The following is a 19,357-nucleotide window of genomic DNA, read 5'->3' as shown; positions in this document are numbered from 1 at the left end:
ATTCCACACATGCTCGACGTGACCTTCTACGGCGTTCGCGGGTCCACCCCGTGTTCGTGTGACACCACCAACAACATTGGTGGCAACACGTCCTGTGTCCTGGTGCGCGGACCCGAAGGTGACGATCCGATCGTGCTCGACCTCGGCACCGGGCTTCGGTATCTGGGCAACGAACTCATGGCCGGCCCCGACCACACCACCTTCGCCGGCACGGCGCTGGTCACCCACCTCCACTGGGATCACGTGCAGGGCATTCCCTTCTTCGTGCCGCTGCTGCGTGAGAACGCGAACCTTCGCCTCATCGGGCCCGAGCAGCCGGGGTCCGACCTCAAGTCCGAGATCTCGTCGTTCATCCGCCCACCGCTGTTCCCCGTCGACCTGTCGATCCTCCCCTGCGAGATCGAGTTCATCGAGATGAGCAGCGGACGCATCGACATCGGTTCCTCGACGGTCACCGTCGCCTCGATCGAGCACGTCGGCCCAACCAACGGCTACCGCATCGACAACGGCGACGCCTCGGTGGTGTACATCCCCGATCACCAGCAGCCCGTCGATGGCTCGCTCGACGTCCCGGCGTCGGTGGTCGAGTTCTGCCGGGGTGCCGACCTGCTGATCCACGACGCCCAGTACGACGCCGACGAATTCGCGTCGAAGGCGACCTGGGGACACTCCACGGTGCGCTATGCCGCCGAGGTCGCAAAGCTCGCCGGGGTTCGGCGCCTCGTGCTGTTCCACCACGATCCTTCCCACAACGATGCATGGATCGCCCAGGCGGTCCGAGACGCACAGGGGTGGGTGGGTGCCGGCACCGAGGTGATGGCCGCATCCGAGGGACTACAACTGCGATCGGGGCATCGACTCGCCGCCTGACACGCGCGCTTCTATGGTGTGCGCCATGACGGACGAGACCACCACCCAAAGCGACCACGATCCCATCATCGACCCGGCCGAGTTCCGGCGGGTCCTCGGGCACTTCCCCACGGGCGTCACCGTGGTGACCTCGGGTACCTCCTCGTCGCCGGTCGGCGTGGCCATCGGTTCGTTCGCCTCGATCTCCCTCGACCCGCCGCTGGTCGGCTTCTTCCTCGGCACCAACTCGTCGTCAGGCGCCGTCATCAAGGAGACGGGCGCGTTCTGTGTCAACGTCCTCAACGCCGACCAGCTCGACCTGTGCGGCGTGATGGCATCGAAGGCCGATGACAAGTTCTCCGGCGTCTCCTGGACCCCGTCGATGGCCAGCGGCTGCCCGGTCCTGCCCGATATCCATGCCGTGATCGACTGCCGACTCGACCAGGTCGTGCTCCTCGGCGATCACGAGCTGATCGTGGGCCGAGTCGAACACCTCGACACCGTCGAGGGCGAGAGCGGTCCGATGGTCTTCCACAAGGGCCGCTACGGCACCTTCGGGAGTGTGGGTAAAGATTCCTGACTGGTCAAGTCGCCCGTGTGGACGCCGTAGCGCTCGTGCTTCGATGGGCCCCGCGACCCACCAACGGCGGTTGGTGAGCTGCGTTCTCGTCGCCGAGACGTGTGCGATGCGCTCGGCCTGACCTTGCAAAGGGTGCTCCGTGACCACTGCTGCTACCAACGTCCCCACCTCTGCAGGATCCGGTGGGTGGACGGTCTCCGCCTCACCCCTGTGGGCGGTGGCGGCCGTGCTGTCGTTGGTGTGTCTTTGGTTCTGGGCCCCGACCGGTCTGTTGCTCCTGGCCTTCATCGCGGTCATCGTGTTCGTCCACGAACTCGGACATCTCCTCCTCGCCCGGCGCGCCGGCATGAAGCCCACCGAGTTCTTCTGGGGATTCGGACCCGAGGTCGTGGCGATCGAGCGGAACGGCTGCCGCTACGGGGTCAAGGCACTGTTCCTCGGCGGCTACGTCAAGATCTGGGGCATGACCCCGACCTCGGCGCTCCCCGACGGCATCGAGGAGGCCGACACCTACCGTGCGGCGAGCCACGCCGGTCGCCTCGCCACGATCTTGGCCGGCCCGCTGGTCAACATCGCCATGGCAATCGCTGCGTTCGCCGCCGCCGAGATCCTCGACGGTGCGACCGTCGCCGCCGCGATCGGTACCGGGTTCGGCATGACCTGGGAGGTCATCGCCGGAACGGCACAGTCGCTGTGGCTCTTCGCCACCAACGTCGGGGGCTACGTCGGTGCCACGTTCAACACCGACGCCGAAGCGCCGGTGCGGTTCATGTCGCCCGTCTCCCAGGCCGAACTCACCGGCCACGTGGTCGAGAGCGGCGTCGCCATGTCGCTGCGGTGGTTCGCCATCTTGAGCTGCGCCATCGGTGCCATCAACCTCGTGCCGCTGCCGCCGCTCGACGGCGCACACGCCATCGTCGCCGCCGGAGAGAAACTGGGGCAGATCGTTCGACGTGACCCCAGCGTGCGGTTCGACGTCCGTCGGCTCGAGCCAGTCGCGTACCTCACGATCGCCGTACTCGTGACGCTGTCGGTGTCCGCCCTCGTCATGGACATCCAGGACGTGCGCGGTCTATAACCCCTGGCGTGCCCATCTACGCCCTCGGTGACGCCGAGCCCACCATCGCCACCTCCGCCTTCATCCATCCCGAGGCGGTGATCATCGGTGATGTGCGCATCGGCGAGGAATCGTCGGTCTGGCCGTGTGCCGTCCTGCGGGGCGACGAGGGCTACATCCAGATCGGATCGCAGACCTCGATCCAGGACGGTTCGGTGCTGCACACCACCCCCGAGTGGCCCACCACCGTCGGCAACGGCTGTGTGATCGGCCACATCGTCCACCTCGAGGGTTGCACCATCGAGGACAACTCGCTCGTCGGCAATGGGTCGGTGGTGTTGCACCGGGCCATCGTGCGCTCCGGTGCGCTCGTGGGTTCGAACGCCGTTGTCACCAACGACACCGAGGTCCCGTCGGGAGCCATGGCGCTCGGCATCCCTGCCAAGATCCGACTCGACTGCGTCGACCCGGCCATGATCTCGCAGGGCATGAACTCCTACCTCCAGCGGGCCCGCACCTATCCGACCAAGCTTCGTCGACTCGACTGATCGCCGGCTCCGCCTTGGTGGCTCGCACCAACGCTCCGGCTCGATGGTGCCGTGTCGGCGTCATGGGCCGACCGCCACGTTCTCGCTGGGCTGCGCCGTGACGAACGAGCGCAGCGCGTCGAACGGCATCGGCCGGTGGAACAGGTAGCCCTGGCCGTACGTAGCGGTGCTGTCCGCGAAGTAGGCGCGCTGCCGCTCGGTCTCGATGCCCTCGGCCACGACATCGAGTCCCAGGGACTCCGCGAGGTGGAGGATCGTGGCGATGATGGGATTGGCTCGTTCGGAGTCCTCGTCGAGCAGTTGGACGAAGCTGCGATCCACCTTCAGCACATGCAGTCGGAAGCGGTGGAGCGAAGCCAGCGACGAGTACCCGGTCCCGAAGTCGTCGATCGCCAGGCGCAGCCCACTCTCGGCAAGCTCGGCAACGATGGTCTCTGCTTTGTTCGGATCGAACGCCAGCGCCGTCTCGGTGAGCTCGAGGCACAGGCGGTCGGCCGGGAATCGATGGTTGGCAAGCATCCGGCCGACCTCGTGGGGCAATGTCGCGTCGGCCAGCCGGGTGGCGGAGAGGTTGGCGTGCAGCTCCAGACGGTGACCGCTCGCGATCAGTCCGCCGATCTCGCCGAGTGCGCGGTCGAGCACGAACCGGTCGACGTCGCGGACGAGGCCGACACTCTCGGCGACCGGAATGAATTCCTCGGGGGAGATGAACGTGCCGTCCGCCCGCGGCCAGCGTACGAGCGCCTCGACCGAGACGATGCGCCCCGTGGCGAAGCTGATGATCGGCTGGTACCACACCGTCAGCTCGTTGGCGTCGAGCGCTTCGCGGAGGTCTTCGATCATCGTGCTGCGGCGCGCCGCTTCGACCTGCAGTTCGGCGGTATAGACCTCGATGTGGGACCGGCCCAGGTTCTTGGCCCGGTAGAGCGCAACGTCGGCGGCTCGTAACAAGCTCTCGCCAACGAAGCCGGTTCCCGACACCGACAGCCCGAACGACGCGGTGGTCGAGATCGGGTGTCCATCGACGACGATCGGTCGGCCGAACACGTCGGACTTGAGCCGCTCGGCCAGCAGGCAGGCGTGTTGGGGGCCTTCCACGTCGGCAAAGACCACGACGAACTCGTCGCCGTTGAGCCGACCGACCAGATCGTTCGGCCTCGTCGAGGCGTCGAGGCGGCGACCGACCTCGCAGATGACCTGGTCACCGATCTCGTGACCGAGCACGTCGTTGATCTCCTGGAATCGATCGAGATCGAGGTGGCAGATCGCCATCGAGTCGCCGCGGTCGGGGCGCTGGGCGTTGAGCCACTCCACGACGCCAGACCGGTTGAACAAGCCGGTGAGCCGATCGTGCGTGGCTTCGAACTCGAGGACCTCGGCTCGCAAGTGATCGCTCGTGACATCGGTGAGCACACTCGTGAGAAACCGCAGACCGGTCGCCCCGGGTCGCGAGCTCTCGCCGACGATCGTGCCGGCGAGCCAATGCACGCCGTCGCCGAGGTCCATCTCCAGCGTGCCGGTCCAGGAGCCATCACGTTCGATCGCCGGAATCACCTCGGCGTCGAGGATGTCGAGCTGAGAGGGACTCATCCCCTCGACCGGGTTGTCACGGTCGCCGGGCCGCACACCCGTGGCGGCCGTGAAGGCATCGTTGCAGTACAACAGCGTGCCGTTCTGCAGGTCGTGGATCGACACGAGGTCGCTGACCCTGTCGGCGGCGCGGATGAGGCGGCGAGCCTGGTTCTGAGCTGCGACCCTGACGCTGGCGTCGGCCAGTACGACCAGGAGCGCGGGCACGCCGTCGTAGTTGCCGTAGTGGGCCAGGGTGGCGTCGACATGCAGGGTGTTGCCGAGTGCCGTCGTGACCTCGATGTTGCGGAACTGCGCCGGGCGTCCCCCGGATCGTTCCAGCTGGCTGCGAAAACGACCCGCTGGGCCAGGACGGAAATCGGTCAGTTTCCGACCGAGCGTCTGTGCGATGGAAAGTTCGAGCAGGTCGGCCATCGACTGATTCAGTGTGAGGAAGACGGACTCGTCGAGCGACACGATGCCCATGGCGATGCTGGCGACGTCCATGGACGACAACAGCACGTCGGAGCCGAGATTCGACGGCATGGCGCCGGCTGGAGAGGGCGCGAGCGGCGCGTCTGGCATGGGCACAGCCTCGGACGGACCGAACGCTGCGTGAGGTATTTCGAACGCCGTGATTCAAAATGCGGTCACACAAGCGTCAGATCCTGGCGTTGCGCCCGCGGCCGCGTCCGATGTGGCCCGACTCGTGGTGTGCTGCATCGGGTTTGTTACTATCTGCGTAGTAGAAATCCGTTGGAGGCACGATGACCATCACGCCAGACACCCTTGACCTCGGCAAGTACAAGCTCGGCTGGAGCGACGCCGAGGACTACGTGTTCAAGCCCAAGAAGGGGCTCAACGAGGCGATCATCCGCGAGATGTCGTGGATGAAGGGCGAGCCCGACTGGATGCTCGACTTCCGGCTCAAGTCGTTCCGGCAGTTCGAGAAGCGTCCGATGCCCAACTGGGGCGGCGACATGTCGGAGATCTACTTCGACGACATCTACTACTACATCAAGCCGACCGACGGGCAGGTCGACAGCTGGGACGACCTCCCCGACGCGATCAAGGACACCTACGAGAAGCTGGGGATTCCTGAGGCTGAGCGCAAGTACCTCGCCGGCGTCACCGCCCAGTACGAGTCCGAGGTGGTGTTCCACCGCAATCGGGCCGACCTCGAGGCCCAGGGCGTGCTGTTCACCGACATGGATACCGCGCTGCGTGAGTACCCCGAGATCGTGAAGCCATACTTCGGCAAGATCATCCCGCCGAACGACAACAAGTTCTCGGCCCTCAACTCCTCGGTGTGGTCCGGTGGATCGTTCATCTACGTCCCGCCGGGCGTCGAGGTCGAGATGCCGCTCCAGGCGTACTTCCGGATCAACGCCGAGAACATGGGCCAGTTCGAGCGCACCCTGATCATCGCTGACGAGGGCGCAAAGGTGCACTACATCGAAGGCTGCTCGGCTCCGGTGTACACCTCGGATTCGCTGCACTCGGCCGTGGTCGAGATCGTGGTCAAGCCCAACGCCCACGTCACCTACACCACGATCCAGAACTGGTCGTCGAACGTCTTCAATCTGGTGACCAAGCGGGCCTATGTCGAGGCCGAAGGTCACATGGAGTGGATCGACGGCAACATCGGAAGCCGACTCACCATGAAGTACCCGGCCGTTTGGCTGGCCGGTCCGAAGGCCACCGGCGAGGTCCTGTCCGTCGCCTACGCCGGGCGCAGCCAGCATCAGGACACTGGCGCAAAGATGGTGCACCTGGCTCCCGAGACCACGTCGAAGATCGTGTCGAAGTCGATCTCCAAGGACGGCGGCCGATCCAGCTACCGAGGCCTGGTGCGGGTCGAAGACGGCGCCTACGGGTGCAAGTCCCACGTCCAGTGCGACGCCCTGATCCTCGACGACGAATCGGTGTCCGACACCTACCCCTACATGGAGATCGGATCACACGACGCCCAGATCGGCCACGAGGCCACGGTGTCGAAGGTGGCCGACGAGCAGCTGTTCTATCTCAAGAGCCGAGGCCTCTCCGAGGAGCAGGCCATCGGCATGGTGGTCAACGGCTTCATCGAGCCGGTCACCCGCACGCTTCCCATGGAATACGCCGTGGAATGGAGCCGCCTCATCGAGCTCCAGATGGAAGGATCAGTCGGCTGAAACTCTTCAGCCCTGGCGGGCTTCGGGAGTTTCTTGGAGTTCCTCGCTGCGCTCCGAACTCCCCGTGGCTTTGACCAAGCACAGAGAAGCGGAACCCGAAGGTTCCGCTTCCTGGTCGCCCTGGTGTCGCCCGGTGCGATGGGTCGCCCGACGCATCGCACCGTGTTCCCCGGCCGGAGCCGTCGCCCTGCGTCCGGCCGGGGGAACTGGTGGCCGAGAACCTCAGTCCTTCTGGCCGGGGATCTTGTCGGTGATGCTGTCGACCTTGTCGAGCGCGTACTTCGCCTTGTCGCCGAGTCCGCCCGGCAACTTGTCACCGTGCTCTTCGACGGCTTTCTCGGCCTGATCGGCCAGTTCCTTCGCCTTGTCGAACATGCCCATGATGTGACTCCTTCTGCTTGGTCGGTCGAACGGCATGGCCGTTCAAAAACGTGGCAGACAGTGTGACGTCGGGCGCTCGCAAAGGTCGCGAAAAACCTCGAAGAATTCCGGGGAGGGTTCCCGAGTCAGGGGAGCAGCGACTCCAGGGTGCAGCGAATCATGTCGTCGAAGGAGTGCTGACGATCCTCGCTCGACATCGCCTCTCCCCGCTTGATGTGGTCGCTGACCGTGCAGATGGCGAGAGAACGGATCCCGTATTCGGCGGCCAGCCCGTAGAGGCCGGCAGCCTCCATCTCGACGGCCAGGAAGCCGTAGCGTTCGAGGAGGGCGAAGGTGTCGTCGTTGGGGTCGTAGAAGAAGTCGGAGGTGAAGATCGTGCCGACGACGGGATGCAGACCGAGCCGTTCCGCACTGGCGACGGCGTTGGACAGCAGCGTGTAGTCGGCCACCGCGGCGAAGTCCCGCCCACCCAGGCGCATGCGGTTGACGGTCGAGTCGGTGCCGGCGCCGATCCCCAAGACCACGTCGCCGAGTTGCAGCGAGTCGGCGAGGGCGCCACAGGAGCCGACGCGGATGATCTGCTCGACCCCGTAGTCCTTGATGAGCTCGGTGGCGTAGATCTGGAACGAGGGCACACCCATGCCCGAACCCTGCACCGACACCGGCATGCCCTGGAAGGTTCCCGTGTAGCCGAGCATGTTGCGGACCTCGGTGACCAGCCGGGGCTCGTCGAGGAAGTGTTCGGCGATGTAGCGAGCCCGGAGTGGGTCGCCCGGCATGAGAACGGTGGGGGCGTAGTCGCCGGCATGAGCGCTGATGTGGGGCGTGGGCATGGCGTCATCGTAGACCGCAGGCTCGGTCGGCCCGCTCGTCGCCGGCGTGGGGCGACGGGTGCGACCACCAGCGGCGAGCGAGCTGGCACACTGGCGGGATGGGGATGCGCCAGAACTGCAAGCATTTTCAGAGCCGGAGCTATCCGAGCGGCGACACGGTGCGCAAGTGTGCGATCGACCTCGCGCCCGAGGCGCCATGGGCCTGCCCCGCCGACTGCTCTGGCTTCGAACCCCGACTGGCCGATGTCAACTGGCGCCACGGGTCGCTCATCACGCCCGCAACGCCCGATGCGCCCGACAGTCTCGGGCAGGATCCCTCGATCGGGGCGTTGCTCGACAGCGCCGAAGACATCATCAACGCCGCCGGCCCAGCCATCAAGGCCGAGGTCGAAGCGGAAGATGCCCGCCGTCGGGCCTCCGAGCGTTCGGTCTGGTCGAAGATCTGGCCCTTCGGCAAACGCTCGGGTCGTTAGCACCTTCCTGAGGTCGCATCTATTTCTCCTAAGCCGATAGTGTTAATCCCCGTGACCGAGCACTTCGCCCCCGACGTCCTGACTCCCGTCTTCGGAGCCACTGGGCCATTTGCCGAGCGCCGTCAGCGAGCGGCCGCTGCCGCAGCCGAGCTCGACATGCCGTCGGCCGAGACCGAGGAATGGCGCTACAGCCCCATCGGTGATCTCGACGTCGACGCCTACCGCCCGCAACTTCACCAGGCCATCGGTACGGCGCCTGCGTCGCCGCTCGACTTCGACGATGCCGTCGCCACCATCGTGATCATCAACGGTCGGGTGAACGAGGTGAGCGTCGATCCCGGCTGGTCGGCCAAGGGCCTGTCTGTCGCTGTCCTCGACGGTGAACGCCGTGAGCCGACGGCATCCGACACCAAGCTCGACGCCCTGCACCTTGCGTTCGCTCACCAGGCCCTGCGGATCACCGTGCCCGACGGCCTGTACGTCGACGGGCCGATCGTCGTGCGGAATCACCATCTCGGCGACGGGATGGCCGCCTTCCCTCACATCGTCGTCACCGTCGGTGACTCGGCCTCGGTGAGCATTGTCGAACATCAGACCTCGGGCGATGGTCCGGGACTCGCCATCGCGTGGAGCGAGATCGAGGTCGGCAACGCGTCGATCGTCGAGTACGCCGTCGTGCAAGACCTCGGCGATCAACTGTGGCAGTCCCAGCGCATGATGACCACGGTGGGCGAGCAGGCCACGTCCCGGGCGGCCATTGCAGCGTTCGGCGGTGCCTATACCCGAGTTCGCACCGATACCGACCTGATCGGGCGGGGCGCGCACGGCGACCTGGCGGCGGTGTACTACGCCGACGGCGACCAGACCCTCGACTTCCGCACCTTCCAGCATCATCGTGCTCCCAACACCTCCAGCGATCTGCTGTTCAAGGGGGCGTCCGATGACACGGCGAGCTCGATCTACACCGGCCTGATCCACATTCATGAAGAAGGCGCCGGCTCGAACGCTCACCAGACGAACCGCAACATCAAGCTCAGCGACAACGCCTGGGCCTGGTCGGTACCCAACCTCGAGATCGAGAACAACGACGTACGGTGCAGCCACGCTTCCACCGTCAGCCCGATCGACGAGGACCAGCTCTTCTACCTCCACGCCCGGGGCGTGAAGCCGGGAGCCGCCGACCGGCTGGTCGTTGCCGGCTTCTTCGAGGAGGTCATGGGCCGGTTCCGGTCCGAGGCCGTCACGGCAGAGGTCCATCGCTTGATCGGTGAGAAGCTCGACGCTCGCGATGCCGAGCACACCCGGGCCGACGCCGGGGCGTCGCCGGCATGAGCGGCAAGACCATTCGTCTCTGCGCACTCGACGACATCGCCCCGCAAGCAGCTCGCCGCTTCGACGTCGAGGATCGACGACTCGCACTCATTCGCCTCGGCGACGAGGTGTTCGTGATCGGTGATCGATGCACCCACGCCGACGTCTCGTTGGCGGAGGGCGAAATCGACTCCGATGCCCGCACGATCGAATGCTGGCGCCACGGCGCCGTCTTCAGCATCGAGACCGGCGAGCCACAAAGCCTGCCGGCCACCAAACCGGTGCCGACCTACCGAGTGTCGGTCGTGGACGGCGATGTGATGGTGACGATCAAGTGATCCCCGTCGAAGCAACGACGACAACCGGAAGTGGTGGAGCTATGGGAGCGAACGAAGCATGAGCGAACTGGTGATCAAGGGGTTGCACGCGACGGTCGCCGGCAACGAGATCCTGCGTGGTATCGATCTGACGGTGGAATCGGGCGAGGTCCACGCCGTCATGGGTCCGAACGGCGCCGGCAAGTCCACGCTTTCCCATGTGCTGATGGGCAAGCCCGGCTACGAGGTCACCGGCGGTTCGGTCACGCTCGACGGTGTCGACCTGCTCGCCCTGCCCACCTGGCAGCGGGCTCGAGCTGGCCTGTTCCTCGGTATGCAATACCCCACCGAAGTGCCAGGGGTCTCGCTGCGCGATCTGCTCGCCAACTCCTTCGCCGCCGCCGACCGTGATGTTGCCGGCCTCGACGCCCGCATTCGAGCGGAAGCCGATCGCATCGGGTTCGACCACAAGTTCCTCTCCCGCCCGCTCAACGTCGACCTCTCAGGGGGCGAGAAGAAGCGCAACGAGACCCTCCAACTAGGGGTGCTCGAGCCCAAGTTCGCCATCCTCGACGAGATCGACTCAGGCCTCGACGTCGATGCCCTACGCGACGTCTCACGCCGGGTCGAAGCCATGACCGAGGAGAGCGGACTCGGCGTACTCGTCATCACCCACTATGCCCGGCTGCTGCAGGAACTGCGTCCCGACGTGGTCCACGTGCTCGCCAAGGGCCAGATCCTTGCGTCCGGTGGCCCCGAGCTGGCCGACGAACTCGAAGAGACGGGCTATGCCGGCTACGCCGAAGAACCGGTGGCCGCCGGTGGCCCGGCGCTGGCCGACGATCCCTTCGCCGACCCGTTCGCCTGAGGTGTGAACAGCCTCAGTGGGTGACGAGCCCGGCCGCCGCCAGGTAGTGCTGCTCGTTCAACACGTCGATGATGCGGCGACCATTGGCACACCGCACCCGGTGCGACGAGGCATGCACCGGTCGGTAGAACATGTCGATGCCGAGGCCGAGGACTTCGGCGAGGTAGGCGTTGATCACCCCACCGTGGCAGGCGACCACCACGGTCTCGCCCGGGTGGCTGACCACCGCTGATTCCACGGCCAGGCTGACCCGGCGGCGAAAGTCGTTCGACGATTCGGTGGCGGGATAGGCGTCCCATTTCTGGGTCTGGACGAACCGCTCGCCGATCCCCGCCATGGCCTTCTCGCCGAGGGTGTCGACCGCCTGCCGATCCTGGGGAAGATCTCGGAAGATGTGGATCTCCTCGAGTTCGGTGATGACCTCGACGTCGAGCCCGTGGCGGGAGGCGATGGCCTTGCCGGTGTCGTTCGCCCGCAGGAGTGCCGAGCTGTAGACGGCGGCGATCGACTCACCGGCCAGATGATCGGCCACACATTCGGCCTGGGCCCGTCCGATCTCGGAGAGCGGCGGATCCACCCAGTCGCCCGACACCGAGGACTTCGGATCGGGCCACTGCTGCTGGCCGTGACGAACGAGGATCAGGTGGCCGATCTCGTCGCCCGCGGACAGGAACGCCCGGTCGATCGGTGAGGGTCGGCGTTCGGGTGCTGCGTTCGAGGTGTCGTCGGCCATCACGAGAGCATGCCCGACCTGGCGCGAAAAACCCTCGTCAGCCGGCGGCCTCGGCATCGTCCATGGCCTGGGCCAGGGTGTTGAACGACAGCGTGGCGCACTTGATGCGAGCAGGGAACTTGACCACACCGCGCAACGCCTCGAGATCGCCGAGCTTCAGTTCCTCGGGTGGTGCGACCTCGGTGTGCTCGGCCTCGGATTCGCTGCCGTCGCCACCGATCTCGGTCTCGTGGATCGACATCATCGCCTTGAACGAACGGATGAGGGCTCGGGCCTCGGTGATGGTCTTGCCCTTGACCGACGCCGACATCATCGAGGCGGCCGACTGCGAGATCGAGCAACCCTGCCCGCCGATCTTGATGTCGGTGATCACACCGGCGTCGTCGACATCGACGTAGAGCACGATCTCGTCGCCGCACAGCGGGTTGAAGCCTTCGGCCCGGTGGGCGGGCGGGCTCTCGAGTTCGCCCTTGTTTCGGGGCGAGCGGTAGTGGTCGAGAATGATCTCGCGGTACAGATCTTCGAGTCCGGCCATGGGGGAGTCTCCTGAGCGAGTGATCAGAGGGCGAAGAAGTCGCGGGCGGTGACGAGCGCGTCGGCGAGGGCGTCGATGTCGTCGGTGTCGTTGTAGAGGTAGAGGCTGGCTCGTGCGGTGGCGGCCACGCCGAGGTGTTTCATGAGCGGCTTGGCACAGTGATGCCCGGGGCGGACACAGACCGCCGCTTCGTCGAGGATCTGGCTGACGTCGTGGGCGTGGACGTCGGCGAGCGCCAGGCTGAGGACGCCGCCCCGCGCTGCTGGTTCGGTCGGGCCCGGCATCGATAGGTCGTCGCCGAGGCGTTCACGCAGGGTGCGCAAGGCGTAGGCGGTGAGTTCGACCTCGTGGCGGCGGATGGCGGCCATGCCGATGTTCTCGAGGTAGGCGACGGCAGCGGCGAGCCCGACGGCCTCGGCGATCGGCGGCGTGCCGGCTTCGAACTTCTGGGGTGCTGCGTCAGTGGTGAAGCCCTCGGTGGTGACGTTGAGGATCATGCCGCCCCCGCCGAGGAAGGGTGGCATGGCGTCGAGCAGCTCGGCTCGGGCCCACAGCACACCGATGCCGCTGGGGCCGAGCATCTTGTGGCCGCTGAAGGCCATGAAGTCGGCGCCCATGGCGATCACGTCGGTCGGCTGGTGGGGGACCGACTGGCAGGCGTCGACCAGGACCACGGCGCCGGCCGCGTGGGCGGCGTCGGCCAGATGACGCACCGGCGTGAGCGTGCCCAGCACGTTCGACATGGCGGTGAAGGCCAGGAGTTTCGCGCCGTCGAGCAGCAGATCGAGGTTGGAGAGGTCGAGCTGGCCGTCGTCGGTGAGGCCGATCCAGCGGATCTCGAAGCCCTTCTCCTGCGCCAGCATCTGCCAGGGCACGATGTTGGCGTGGTGCTCGAGCAGGGTGAGGACCACGGCGTCGCCCGGGCCGAGGTTGGCGCCGCCCCACGAACGAGCGACGAGGTTGATTGCCTCCGTGGCGTTCTTGGTGAACACGACCTCGTTGGTATGGCCACCGATGAAGCGGGCCACCGAGGCACGGGCGGCTTCATACGCGCTGGTGGAACGCTCGGCCAGCTGGTAAACGCCACGGTGCACGTTGGCATAGTTGGTCTCGTAGAGGGTCGACATGGCCTCGATGACCTGGCGGGGCCGCTGCGAGGACGCCCCGGAGTCGAGGAACACCAACCGTTTGCCGTCTTGCTGCTGGGCCAGGATCGGGAAATCGGCCCGAATAGCGGCGACGTCGAAACCGGTGGCCTCGGTGATCTGCTCGCTCGGGTCGACGCTGGAGGTGGGGGTCATCGGAAGCTCTCGTAGCCCTCGGTCTCGAGTTGCATCGCCAGTTCCGGACCGCCGGTGGCGACGACCGTGCCGTCGATCAACACGTGGACGACGTCGGGCTGGAGATGGTCGAGGAGACGCTGGTAGTGGGTGATGGCCAAGGTACCGAGTTTCGGGCGCTCCTTGCGGACTTCCTGCACACCGGTGGCGACCACCCGCAGGGCGTCGATGTCGAGACCGGAGTCGGTTTCGTCGAGGATGGCCATCTCGGGTTCGAGAATGGCCATCTGGAGGATCTCGTTGCGCTTCTTCTCACCACCGGAGAACCCCTCGTTGACGTAACGATTCATGAACGAGTCGTCCATCTGGAGTCGACCCATCCAGTCCATCAGGGCGAGGCGGAGTTCGAGCACGCTCATCTCGATGCCGGTGCGGGCGCTGAGCGCCTGTCGCAGGAAGTTCAGCACGCTGACCCCAGCGATCTCCTGGGGGTACTGGAAGGCGAGGAAGATGCCGGCCTTGGCCCGCACATCGGTGTCCCAGGTGGTGATGTCGTCGCCTCGGAAGAGGATGGATCCGCTCGTGACCTCGTACTCGGGGGAGCCGAGCAGGGCCGAGGCGAGGGTGGACTTGCCGGAACCGTTCGGGCCCATCAGGGCGTGGATCTCGCCCTCGTTCACCGTGAGCGAGACTCCTTTGAGGATCTCGGTGGCCGGATTGACGCCGTCGGCGACGGTGGAAACGTGGAGGTCGACGATCTCGAACAGTGGGGCGGACATGGGTTCGAGTGTAATTGCACTATCCGCGTAGGAGAAATGTCCGCACCGCGAGATTTCTCAGATTTTCGCGGCCTCACCAGGCGAGGGTTTGGCTGGGCGTCTGCTCAGCGCAGCAGTTCCTCGCCGGCGATGGGGCCGGGGCGGAGCCGAGCGAGCACGGCGAGCGCCATGGCGACGCCGGCGCCGAAGAGCAGAACGGCGTGCAGCGAGGTGGCGTCGGCAATCCGGCCGGCGAACAGGTTGGTGATCGAGATGATCCCGCCAAAGGAGACGATCCACAGGGCCATCACCCGGCCCCGGACCTCGTCACTCAGGTGCTCCTGCAGGAACGTGCTGAGCACGGTCGGCATGGTGAAGTAGAACAGACCGACGAAGAACATGGCGGGGAACGCAAGGGCGGCCGTCGTCACGAACGACATGGCGCCCAGGGCGAGCGCGAACAGCGCGAGGGTGCAGCGCACCACGAGCGCTCGATCGAAACGGCCGAGCCCGGAGGCAACGGCGGTCACTCCGGCCAGGGCCCCGGCGCCGAACACGGCGTAGATCATGCCGTAGGTGGCACTTTCGGAGTCGACGCCCCAGCTCTCCTCGGCGATGGCGGGGAGCAGGCCGATGAACGGCAGGCACAGGAGGGAGAACGTGACCATCACCAGCAGCGATCCACCCACCTGAGGCGAGCGGAAGGCCACTCGCAAGCCGCCGAAGAGTCGGTCGGACACCGAGAGTCGGTGGTCACGGACGACGGTGGGAATGGGAGTGATCGCCAGCACGAAGATGATGATGAGATAGGTGGCGGAGTTGACCAGGAAGATGCCGGAGATCTTGATGATGCCGAGCGTCGCCGACCCGAGGATCGGTCCGAGGATGCGGCTGCCGTTGATCATCATCGAGTTGAGCGCGATGGCCGACGCCAGGTTCTCGCGACCGACCAAGGTCGGGATCACGGCGGTGAAGGTCGGAGCGTAGAGGGCCTGGCCGACGCCGATGGCGAACACGATCGAGAGCAGGACCCACGGCGCGATCTCGCCGTCCCACACCTGCCAGGCGAGGATGACGCCGAACACGGCCTGCCAGGCCTGGGTGACGATCAGGAGCTTGCGGCGGTCGACGGTGTCGGCGAGGGAGCCGCTGGGCAGCGACAGCGCGAGGAGCGGAAACATCTGGACGCCGACGACGAGGGTCGTGAAGCTCTTCGAGCCGTCGAGGTTGTAGGCGAAGATGCCGAGGGCGACGTTCTGCATCCACCGGCCGGTACTCGAGGCCACCGACGCGAGGAAGATACGGCGGAACGAGGCGATGGCGAGAACGTCTCGGGCGGTGCCCTGCCGGACCGGGGTAGCGGAATCGACCGTCGCATCCGGGGTTCTCGTCATCGCCGGATTATTCACCAGGTGAAAGACTTTTCCAACGTCGGGATCTCGCCGTCATCGGATCGTCGTGCCCGGTGGGGTCACCAGCCCCGGTCGATCCACTCCTGGAGGTGGGGGCGTTCGGCACCGATGGTCGAGTTGTCGCCGTGACCGGGGAGGATGATGGTGTCGGGGGCGTAGGGGAACAGTCGGTCGTCGATCGATTGGATGATCTCGGCAAAGTGCTCGGCGTTGCCCTGAGTGTTGCCGGGCCCACCGGGAAAAAGGGTGTCGCCGGTGAAAAGCAGCGGCTTGTCGACGAGCTTGAAGCAGATCGAACCCGGGGTGTGACCCGGGGTGGTGACGGTGTGGAGGCGAGCCCGGCCGACCTCGATCATGGTGTCGTCTTCGAGGAGGTAGTCGTAGCTCGGGAGCATGGCAGCGTCGGCGGCAGTGACGCCCACCTCGAAGCCGGCGTCGCGGATCGCCGGCACGGCCTGGATGTGGTCCCAGTGGCCATGGGTCTCGAGGATGGTGCGCACACCGAGTTCACGGGCGAGCTCGAGCAGGAGGTCGTGCTCGTTGGCGGCGTCGAGGAGGACGGCGTCGCCGGTGTGACGACATCGAACGACGAACACGTTGTTGTCGTAGGGGCCGACCACGACCTTGTGGACCTCGACGTCGGTGTCGTTCCAGTGCAGGGTCTGGGTGAGGTCGATCATGACGGCCACATCACGGTGTTGATCTCGCGGATCGTGACGGACTCGAACAACCCGGCTTGGGCGTACGGGTCGCCGGCGGCCGCCGCCTCGACGTCGGCCTTCGAATCGGCCTCGTAGACGACCATCGATCCACACATGTTGCCATCGTCGTCGAGCAGGGGTCCGCCGGCGGCGACGTTGAACTGCGAGAGGTAGGCGAGGTGGGCCTCACGCGTGCTCTTGCGGAGCTCGAGGGAGTTGGGTTTGTCCAGGGCGAAGACGACGTAGCGCATGGCGGCGACGTTAGCCGCTCGGCACCCGCCGGGCGGGTCCGGGTGAATTGGCTCTGCCCCGCCGGGCAACCTTCCACTGGGCCGCTCGATACGGCTGGTCGTAGGTTGGCGAAGACGGCGCCGCGTGAGAAACACAGTGCCGAATGGATCTCCGAGAGAGGTGCGGAATGCCCGAGTCAGGTGTGAACGAGCGAGTGTGGACGCCACCGATGCCGAACGCCCCACGGGCGGTCTCGCCCCGGTGGGACGTGACCGTGTTCGTGTCGGCGATGATCGTCGTCACGTCGATCGGCTATGGCACCTGGATGACGGCGCAGGCGATCATGGACGGCAATGTGGCGGGCTCGCTCCTGCGCTTCGCCGCTTCGACGCTGATCGGCACCTACTACCTAATCCTGTATCGCACGGCACAGCGCCAACGGCGTCGGCGGTAGTGGAGCGCCAACGGCGTCGGCGGTAGTGGAGCGCCAGCGGCGTCGGCGGTAGTGGAGATCGGCGGGCGGAGCCCGCCGATCGATCACTTGTCGAGGTTGTAGCTCTTGCGTAGTGCGCGTAGCCGCTCGATCGGCGTGAGTCCGTCGTCCTCGTCGGCCTTTGGTTTGGCTGGTGTTGAGGGCTCGTTCGGCGTGGTCGCAGGTGGCGTCAGCGTGCTGAGGGGCCGACGTTCGGCTGGGGCCGGTGCCGCGGCGAGCCGGGTGGTTCCCGGGCGGGCGGCGGCCGTCGCCGTCGCAGCAGGAATGGTCGAGCTGGCCAGCGTCGACGCGGGCGCAGCTGCTCGTGTCGGTTGTTCCGGTTCGTCGGAACGTTCGTAGGTCACGAGCCGGCCGAAGCGGGAGACCCGCAGCGAATCGGGCACGCCGAGCGCGCCTTCCGATGCGCCGAGGATCAACTTGCCATGGGGCCGCAGCAGTTCGGCCTGTCGACCGAGGATCTCCTGGCGGGCCTGTGGCGTGAAGTAGATCAGCACATTGCGCATCAGGATCAGATCGAACGGCCCGCGCACGACCTGACTGGGATCGACGAGATTGTTCTGACGGGCGCTCACCAGCGCACGCAGTTCGCTCTTGATCTGATAGCCCGAGCCGACCGGGTCGAAGAACTGCTTGCGGCGGGCGGGTGACAGTCCCCGGCTCATCTCGAGGCCGCTGAACGTTCCTTGCTGGGTTCGCTCGACCATTTCCGACGACAGGTCGGAGGCGACGAGGCGAATCCGCCACTTGTCGAAGTCGCTGCCGAGGATCTCGGCCAGCAGCATCGCAACGCTGTACACCTCTTGACCGGTTGAGGACGCGGCCACCCAGATGTCCAGCCGCCGCAGGGTGCGGGCGCTCTCGAGAAGCTGCGGGATGAGGCTGCGTTCGATCTGCTCCCACAACGAGGGGTCACGGAACCATGACGTCTCGTTGATGGTCATGGCTTCGACCACTCGGGTCTTGGTGCCGGGCTGGCCGATGCCGACGGCGCGAACGAGCGCCTCTTCGTCGTCGTAGCCGAGTTCCTTGGCGACGGGGCCGAGGCGCATCGAGACAAGGTAGGCCTTGGATTCGTCGAGCACCATGCCGCCGTTGTCGGCGAGGGTGCGCTGGAGGAGGCGGAAGCTCTCGGGGCTCACAACACCGCTCACGATGCCACCGCCGTCTGCTTGGGTCGGAAGTTCATCAGGGTCTCCTCGGCGATCTGATCGATTGGCAGGACGCTCGAGGCGACACCGGCGCGAACGACGGCTCCTGCCATGCCCCAGACGACGCTGGTCGCCTGGTCTTGCGCAATGATGTGGGCGCCCTTGGCAGCCATGGCCTCGGCGCCCCTCTTGCCGTCGTCACCCATGCCGGTGAGGATCACGCCGACGGCTCGGCGGCCGTACGTCTCGGCGACGCTGCGGAACAGCACGTCGACGGCGGGACGGCAGTTGTTCTCCTCGGGCCCGTCGTCGAGGACGATCGACCCGTTGGTGTTGATGAGGCGGATGTGGTGATCACCGGGCGCGATCCACACTTCGCCGCGCTTTGCGACGGTCGGTCCTTCGACTTCACGAACCGTGAGTGAGCACTCGGCATCGAGTTGCTCGGCAAGCATGCGGGTGAAGCCGGTCGGCATGTGCTGCACGATCACGATCGGCGCGGGGAAGTCGGCAGGCAATCCCCGCAGCAGCACCCCGAGCGCCTTCGGCCCACCCGTCGAGCATCCGATGGCGAGGAGTTCGCGACGCCGAAACGTGCCGTCGGACGACGACGAGGACCCGCCCGGCGCAGCAGCAACGGGTGCGGCCCCAGCAGCTGTCGCTGCGAGCGGCTTCGATGAGCCTGCCGGCGAGGCCGGCGGGGTGCTGGATGCCAGAGGACCCGTCGGCTTGGCCGTGCCATTCGCCTTGGTGAGGCGGGCGACGACCACGTTGCCGACCGCATCGGCGTCGTCGGGCATCGGGACGAACTGGCTTGCTCGAACACCCGCCCAACCCGGCTTGGGGTCGGACCGTTCGGTCAAGATCAGGAGGTCCGGACAGCCGGGCTTGGTGACGAGTCCGGCAACGAAGGCCGCAGCACCGTCCAGCGTGGCGTCGATGACGAGCAACTGGCCGAGTTGCTCGACCGATCGACCGGCGAACGCCGACACCGTGGCAGTGATGGTGCCGGTGGGGACACCGGCGGTGGTGGCAGCGGCCCGGAGCGAAGCTCGGGCGGTTGCTCGCTGGAGTGCGGCGCAGATCATGGCGGGCTGGTCTCCGTCGTC

Annotated in this window: 22 protein-coding genes; 10 read left to right on the top strand and 12 right to left on the bottom strand. The window is 66.2% G+C overall.

The window, feature by feature from the left end; translation table 11 throughout:
• Positions 1 to 9 precede the first annotated feature (9 nt).
• From R2733_25995 to R2733_25980, 4 genes are all read left to right on the top strand, one after another.
• Positions 10 to 870, top strand: coding sequence for an MBL fold metallo-hydrolase (locus tag R2733_25995; protein ID MEZ5379973.1), 861 nt, complete (start codon positions 10 to 12; stop codon positions 868 to 870).
• Positions 871 to 895: 25 nt separating this feature from the next.
• Positions 896 to 1,429: a flavin reductase family protein gene (locus tag R2733_25990; protein ID MEZ5379972.1), complete on the top strand. Its 534-nt coding sequence runs from the start codon at positions 896 to 898 to the stop codon at positions 1,427 to 1,429.
• A 139-nt stretch (positions 1,430 to 1,568) separates the two neighbouring features.
• Positions 1,569 to 2,507: a site-2 protease family protein gene (locus R2733_25985; protein MEZ5379971.1), complete on the top strand. Its 939-nt coding sequence runs from the start codon at positions 1,569 to 1,571 to the stop codon at positions 2,505 to 2,507.
• Positions 2,508 to 2,515: 8 nt separating this feature from the next.
• Positions 2,516 to 3,034: a gamma carbonic anhydrase family protein gene (locus tag R2733_25980; GenBank protein MEZ5379970.1), complete on the top strand. Its 519-nt coding sequence runs from the start codon at positions 2,516 to 2,518 to the stop codon at positions 3,032 to 3,034.
• A 60-nt stretch (positions 3,035 to 3,094) separates the two neighbouring features.
• On the opposite strand, the gene R2733_25975 is transcribed toward R2733_25980, so the two are convergent.
• Positions 3,095 to 5,188: an EAL domain-containing protein gene (locus R2733_25975; protein MEZ5379969.1), complete on the bottom strand. Its 2,094-nt coding sequence runs from the start codon at positions 5,186 to 5,188 to the stop codon at positions 3,095 to 3,097.
• 182 nt (positions 5,189 to 5,370) lie between these two features.
• Between R2733_25975 and sufB the strand changes: the two genes are divergently transcribed.
• Positions 5,371 to 6,774 carry a Fe-S cluster assembly protein SufB gene (sufB, locus tag R2733_25970; protein MEZ5379968.1) on the top strand — a complete coding sequence of 468 codons (1,404 nt, stop codon included), beginning with the start codon at positions 5,371 to 5,373 and terminating at the stop codon, positions 6,772 to 6,774.
• A 222-nt stretch (positions 6,775 to 6,996) separates the two neighbouring features.
• Here sufB and R2733_25965 read toward each other — a convergent pair whose 3' ends face one another.
• Entirely contained in the window at positions 6,997 to 7,155 is a 159-nt protein-coding gene (locus R2733_25965) for a hypothetical protein (protein MEZ5379967.1), read from the bottom strand.
• Positions 7,156 to 7,280: 125 nt separating this feature from the next.
• Positions 7,281 to 7,988: a purine-nucleoside phosphorylase gene (gene deoD, locus R2733_25960; protein MEZ5379966.1), complete on the bottom strand. Its 708-nt coding sequence runs from the start codon at positions 7,986 to 7,988 to the stop codon at positions 7,281 to 7,283.
• A 98-nt stretch (positions 7,989 to 8,086) separates the two neighbouring features.
• Here deoD and R2733_25955 point away from each other — a divergent pair, with 98 nt between their 5' ends.
• The 4 genes from R2733_25955 to sufC (R2733_25940) are packed head-to-tail and all read left to right on the top strand — an operon-like array spanning position 8,087 to position 10,957.
• Positions 8,087 to 8,461 carry a hypothetical protein gene (locus R2733_25955; protein ID MEZ5379965.1) on the top strand — a complete coding sequence of 125 codons (375 nt, stop codon included), beginning with the start codon at positions 8,087 to 8,089 and terminating at the stop codon, positions 8,459 to 8,461.
• Between the two features lie 51 nt (positions 8,462 to 8,512).
• Entirely contained in the window at positions 8,513 to 9,793 is a 1,281-nt protein-coding gene (locus tag R2733_25950; GenBank protein MEZ5379964.1) for a SufD family Fe-S cluster assembly protein, read from the top strand.
• The gene (locus R2733_25945; GenBank protein ID MEZ5379963.1) at positions 9,790 to 10,110 is read left to right on the top strand and encodes a non-heme iron oxygenase ferredoxin subunit; all 321 of its coding nucleotides are present in this window, start codon (positions 9,790 to 9,792) and stop codon (positions 10,108 to 10,110) included. The genes R2733_25950 and R2733_25945 overlap by 4 nt, the downstream gene beginning before the upstream one ends.
• Before the next feature lie 58 nt (positions 10,111 to 10,168).
• On the top strand, positions 10,169 to 10,957 hold the full coding sequence (sufC, locus tag R2733_25940) for a Fe-S cluster assembly ATPase SufC (protein ID MEZ5379962.1): 789 nt from the start codon (positions 10,169 to 10,171) through the stop codon (positions 10,955 to 10,957).
• 13 nt (positions 10,958 to 10,970) lie between these two features.
• On the opposite strand, the gene R2733_25935 is transcribed toward sufC (R2733_25940), so the two are convergent.
• The 7 genes from R2733_25935 to R2733_25905 all read right to left on the bottom strand — a co-directional run bounded on the left by R2733_25935 (position 10,971) and on the right by R2733_25905 (position 16,627).
• Entirely contained in the window at positions 10,971 to 11,690 is a 720-nt protein-coding gene (locus R2733_25935) for a histidine phosphatase family protein (GenBank protein ID MEZ5379961.1), read from the bottom strand.
• Positions 11,691 to 11,727: 37 nt separating this feature from the next.
• A complete protein-coding gene (locus R2733_25930) occupies positions 11,728 to 12,225 on the bottom strand; it encodes an SUF system NifU family Fe-S cluster assembly protein (protein MEZ5379960.1) in 498 nt (165 codons plus the stop codon).
• Positions 12,226 to 12,248: 23 nt separating this feature from the next.
• Entirely contained in the window at positions 12,249 to 13,526 is a 1,278-nt protein-coding gene (locus R2733_25925; GenBank protein MEZ5379959.1) for a SufS family cysteine desulfurase, read from the bottom strand.
• Positions 13,523 to 14,284, bottom strand: coding sequence for a Fe-S cluster assembly ATPase SufC (gene sufC, locus R2733_25920; protein ID MEZ5379958.1), 762 nt, complete (start codon positions 14,282 to 14,284; stop codon positions 13,523 to 13,525). The genes R2733_25925 and sufC (R2733_25920) overlap by 4 nt, the downstream gene beginning before the upstream one ends.
• Positions 14,285 to 14,388: 104 nt before the next feature.
• Positions 14,389 to 15,657 carry an MFS transporter gene (locus R2733_25915; GenBank protein ID MEZ5379957.1) on the bottom strand — a complete coding sequence of 423 codons (1,269 nt, stop codon included), beginning with the start codon at positions 15,655 to 15,657 and terminating at the stop codon, positions 14,389 to 14,391.
• Between the two features lie 77 nt (positions 15,658 to 15,734).
• Positions 15,735 to 16,355: an MBL fold metallo-hydrolase gene (locus R2733_25910; GenBank protein MEZ5379956.1), complete on the bottom strand. Its 621-nt coding sequence runs from the start codon at positions 16,353 to 16,355 to the stop codon at positions 15,735 to 15,737.
• Positions 16,352 to 16,627 carry a YciI family protein gene (locus tag R2733_25905; protein MEZ5379955.1) on the bottom strand — a complete coding sequence of 92 codons (276 nt, stop codon included), beginning with the start codon at positions 16,625 to 16,627 and terminating at the stop codon, positions 16,352 to 16,354. Before R2733_25905 ends, R2733_25910 begins: the two co-directional genes overlap by 4 nt.
• A gap of 167 nt (positions 16,628 to 16,794) precedes the next feature.
• Between R2733_25905 and R2733_25900 the strand changes: the two genes are divergently transcribed.
• On the top strand, positions 16,795 to 17,061 hold the full coding sequence (locus tag R2733_25900) for a hypothetical protein (GenBank protein ID MEZ5379954.1): 267 nt from the start codon (positions 16,795 to 16,797) through the stop codon (positions 17,059 to 17,061).
• Between the two features lie 83 nt (positions 17,062 to 17,144).
• Here R2733_25900 and R2733_25895 read toward each other — a convergent pair whose 3' ends face one another.
• Positions 17,145 to 18,251, bottom strand: a complete 1,107-nt coding sequence (locus tag R2733_25895; GenBank protein MEZ5379953.1) for a protein-glutamate O-methyltransferase CheR — start codon at positions 18,249 to 18,251, stop codon at positions 17,145 to 17,147.
• Positions 18,248 to 19,336: a CheB methylesterase domain-containing protein gene (locus R2733_25890; protein ID MEZ5379952.1), complete on the bottom strand. Its 1,089-nt coding sequence runs from the start codon at positions 19,334 to 19,336 to the stop codon at positions 18,248 to 18,250. The genes R2733_25895 and R2733_25890 overlap by 4 nt, the downstream gene beginning before the upstream one ends.
• Between the last annotated feature and the right edge of the window lie 21 nt (positions 19,337 to 19,357).

It is taken from the genome of Acidimicrobiales bacterium (assembly GCA_041394265.1).
In the GTDB taxonomy this organism is placed as follows: Bacteria; Actinomycetota; Acidimicrobiia; order Acidimicrobiales; family SZUA-35; genus JBBQUN01.
Note: the sequence above shows the minus strand (reverse complement) of the source record. Positions and strands in the feature narration are given on the sequence as shown.

Coding starts and splice junctions, on each gene's coding strand:
- R2733_25995 (MEZ5379973.1), top strand. CDS start 10: ATGCTCGACGTGACCTTCTACGGCGTTCGCGGGTCCACCCCGTGTTCG.
- R2733_25990 (MEZ5379972.1), top strand. CDS start 896: ATGACGGACGAGACCACCACCCAAAGCGACCACGATCCCATCATCGAC.
- R2733_25975 (MEZ5379969.1), bottom strand. CDS start 5,188: ATGCCAGACGCGCCGCTCGCGCCCTCTCCAGCCGGCGCCATGCCGTCG.
- sufB (MEZ5379968.1), top strand. CDS start 5,371: ATGACCATCACGCCAGACACCCTTGACCTCGGCAAGTACAAGCTCGGC.
- R2733_25965 (MEZ5379967.1), bottom strand. CDS start 7,155: ATGGGCATGTTCGACAAGGCGAAGGAACTGGCCGATCAGGCCGAGAAA.
- deoD (MEZ5379966.1), bottom strand. CDS start 7,988: ATGCCCACGCCCCACATCAGCGCTCATGCCGGCGACTACGCCCCCACC.
- R2733_25955 (MEZ5379965.1), top strand. CDS start 8,087: ATGGGGATGCGCCAGAACTGCAAGCATTTTCAGAGCCGGAGCTATCCG.
- R2733_25945 (MEZ5379963.1), top strand. CDS start 9,790: ATGAGCGGCAAGACCATTCGTCTCTGCGCACTCGACGACATCGCCCCG.
- sufC (MEZ5379962.1), top strand. CDS start 10,169: ATGAGCGAACTGGTGATCAAGGGGTTGCACGCGACGGTCGCCGGCAAC.
- R2733_25935 (MEZ5379961.1), bottom strand. CDS start 11,690: ATGGCCGACGACACCTCGAACGCAGCACCCGAACGCCGACCCTCACCG.
- R2733_25930 (MEZ5379960.1), bottom strand. CDS start 12,225: ATGGCCGGACTCGAAGATCTGTACCGCGAGATCATTCTCGACCACTAC.
- R2733_25925 (MEZ5379959.1), bottom strand. CDS start 13,526: ATGACCCCCACCTCCAGCGTCGACCCGAGCGAGCAGATCACCGAGGCC.
- sufC (MEZ5379958.1), bottom strand. CDS start 14,284: ATGTCCGCCCCACTGTTCGAGATCGTCGACCTCCACGTTTCCACCGTC.
- R2733_25915 (MEZ5379957.1), bottom strand. CDS start 15,657: ATGACGAGAACCCCGGATGCGACGGTCGATTCCGCTACCCCGGTCCGG.
- R2733_25910 (MEZ5379956.1), bottom strand. CDS start 16,355: ATGATCGACCTCACCCAGACCCTGCACTGGAACGACACCGACGTCGAG.
- R2733_25905 (MEZ5379955.1), bottom strand. CDS start 16,627: ATGCGCTACGTCGTCTTCGCCCTGGACAAACCCAACTCCCTCGAGCTC.
- R2733_25900 (MEZ5379954.1), top strand. CDS start 16,795: ATGCCCGAGTCAGGTGTGAACGAGCGAGTGTGGACGCCACCGATGCCG.
- R2733_25890 (MEZ5379952.1), bottom strand. CDS start 19,336: ATGATCTGCGCCGCACTCCAGCGAGCAACCGCCCGAGCTTCGCTCCGG.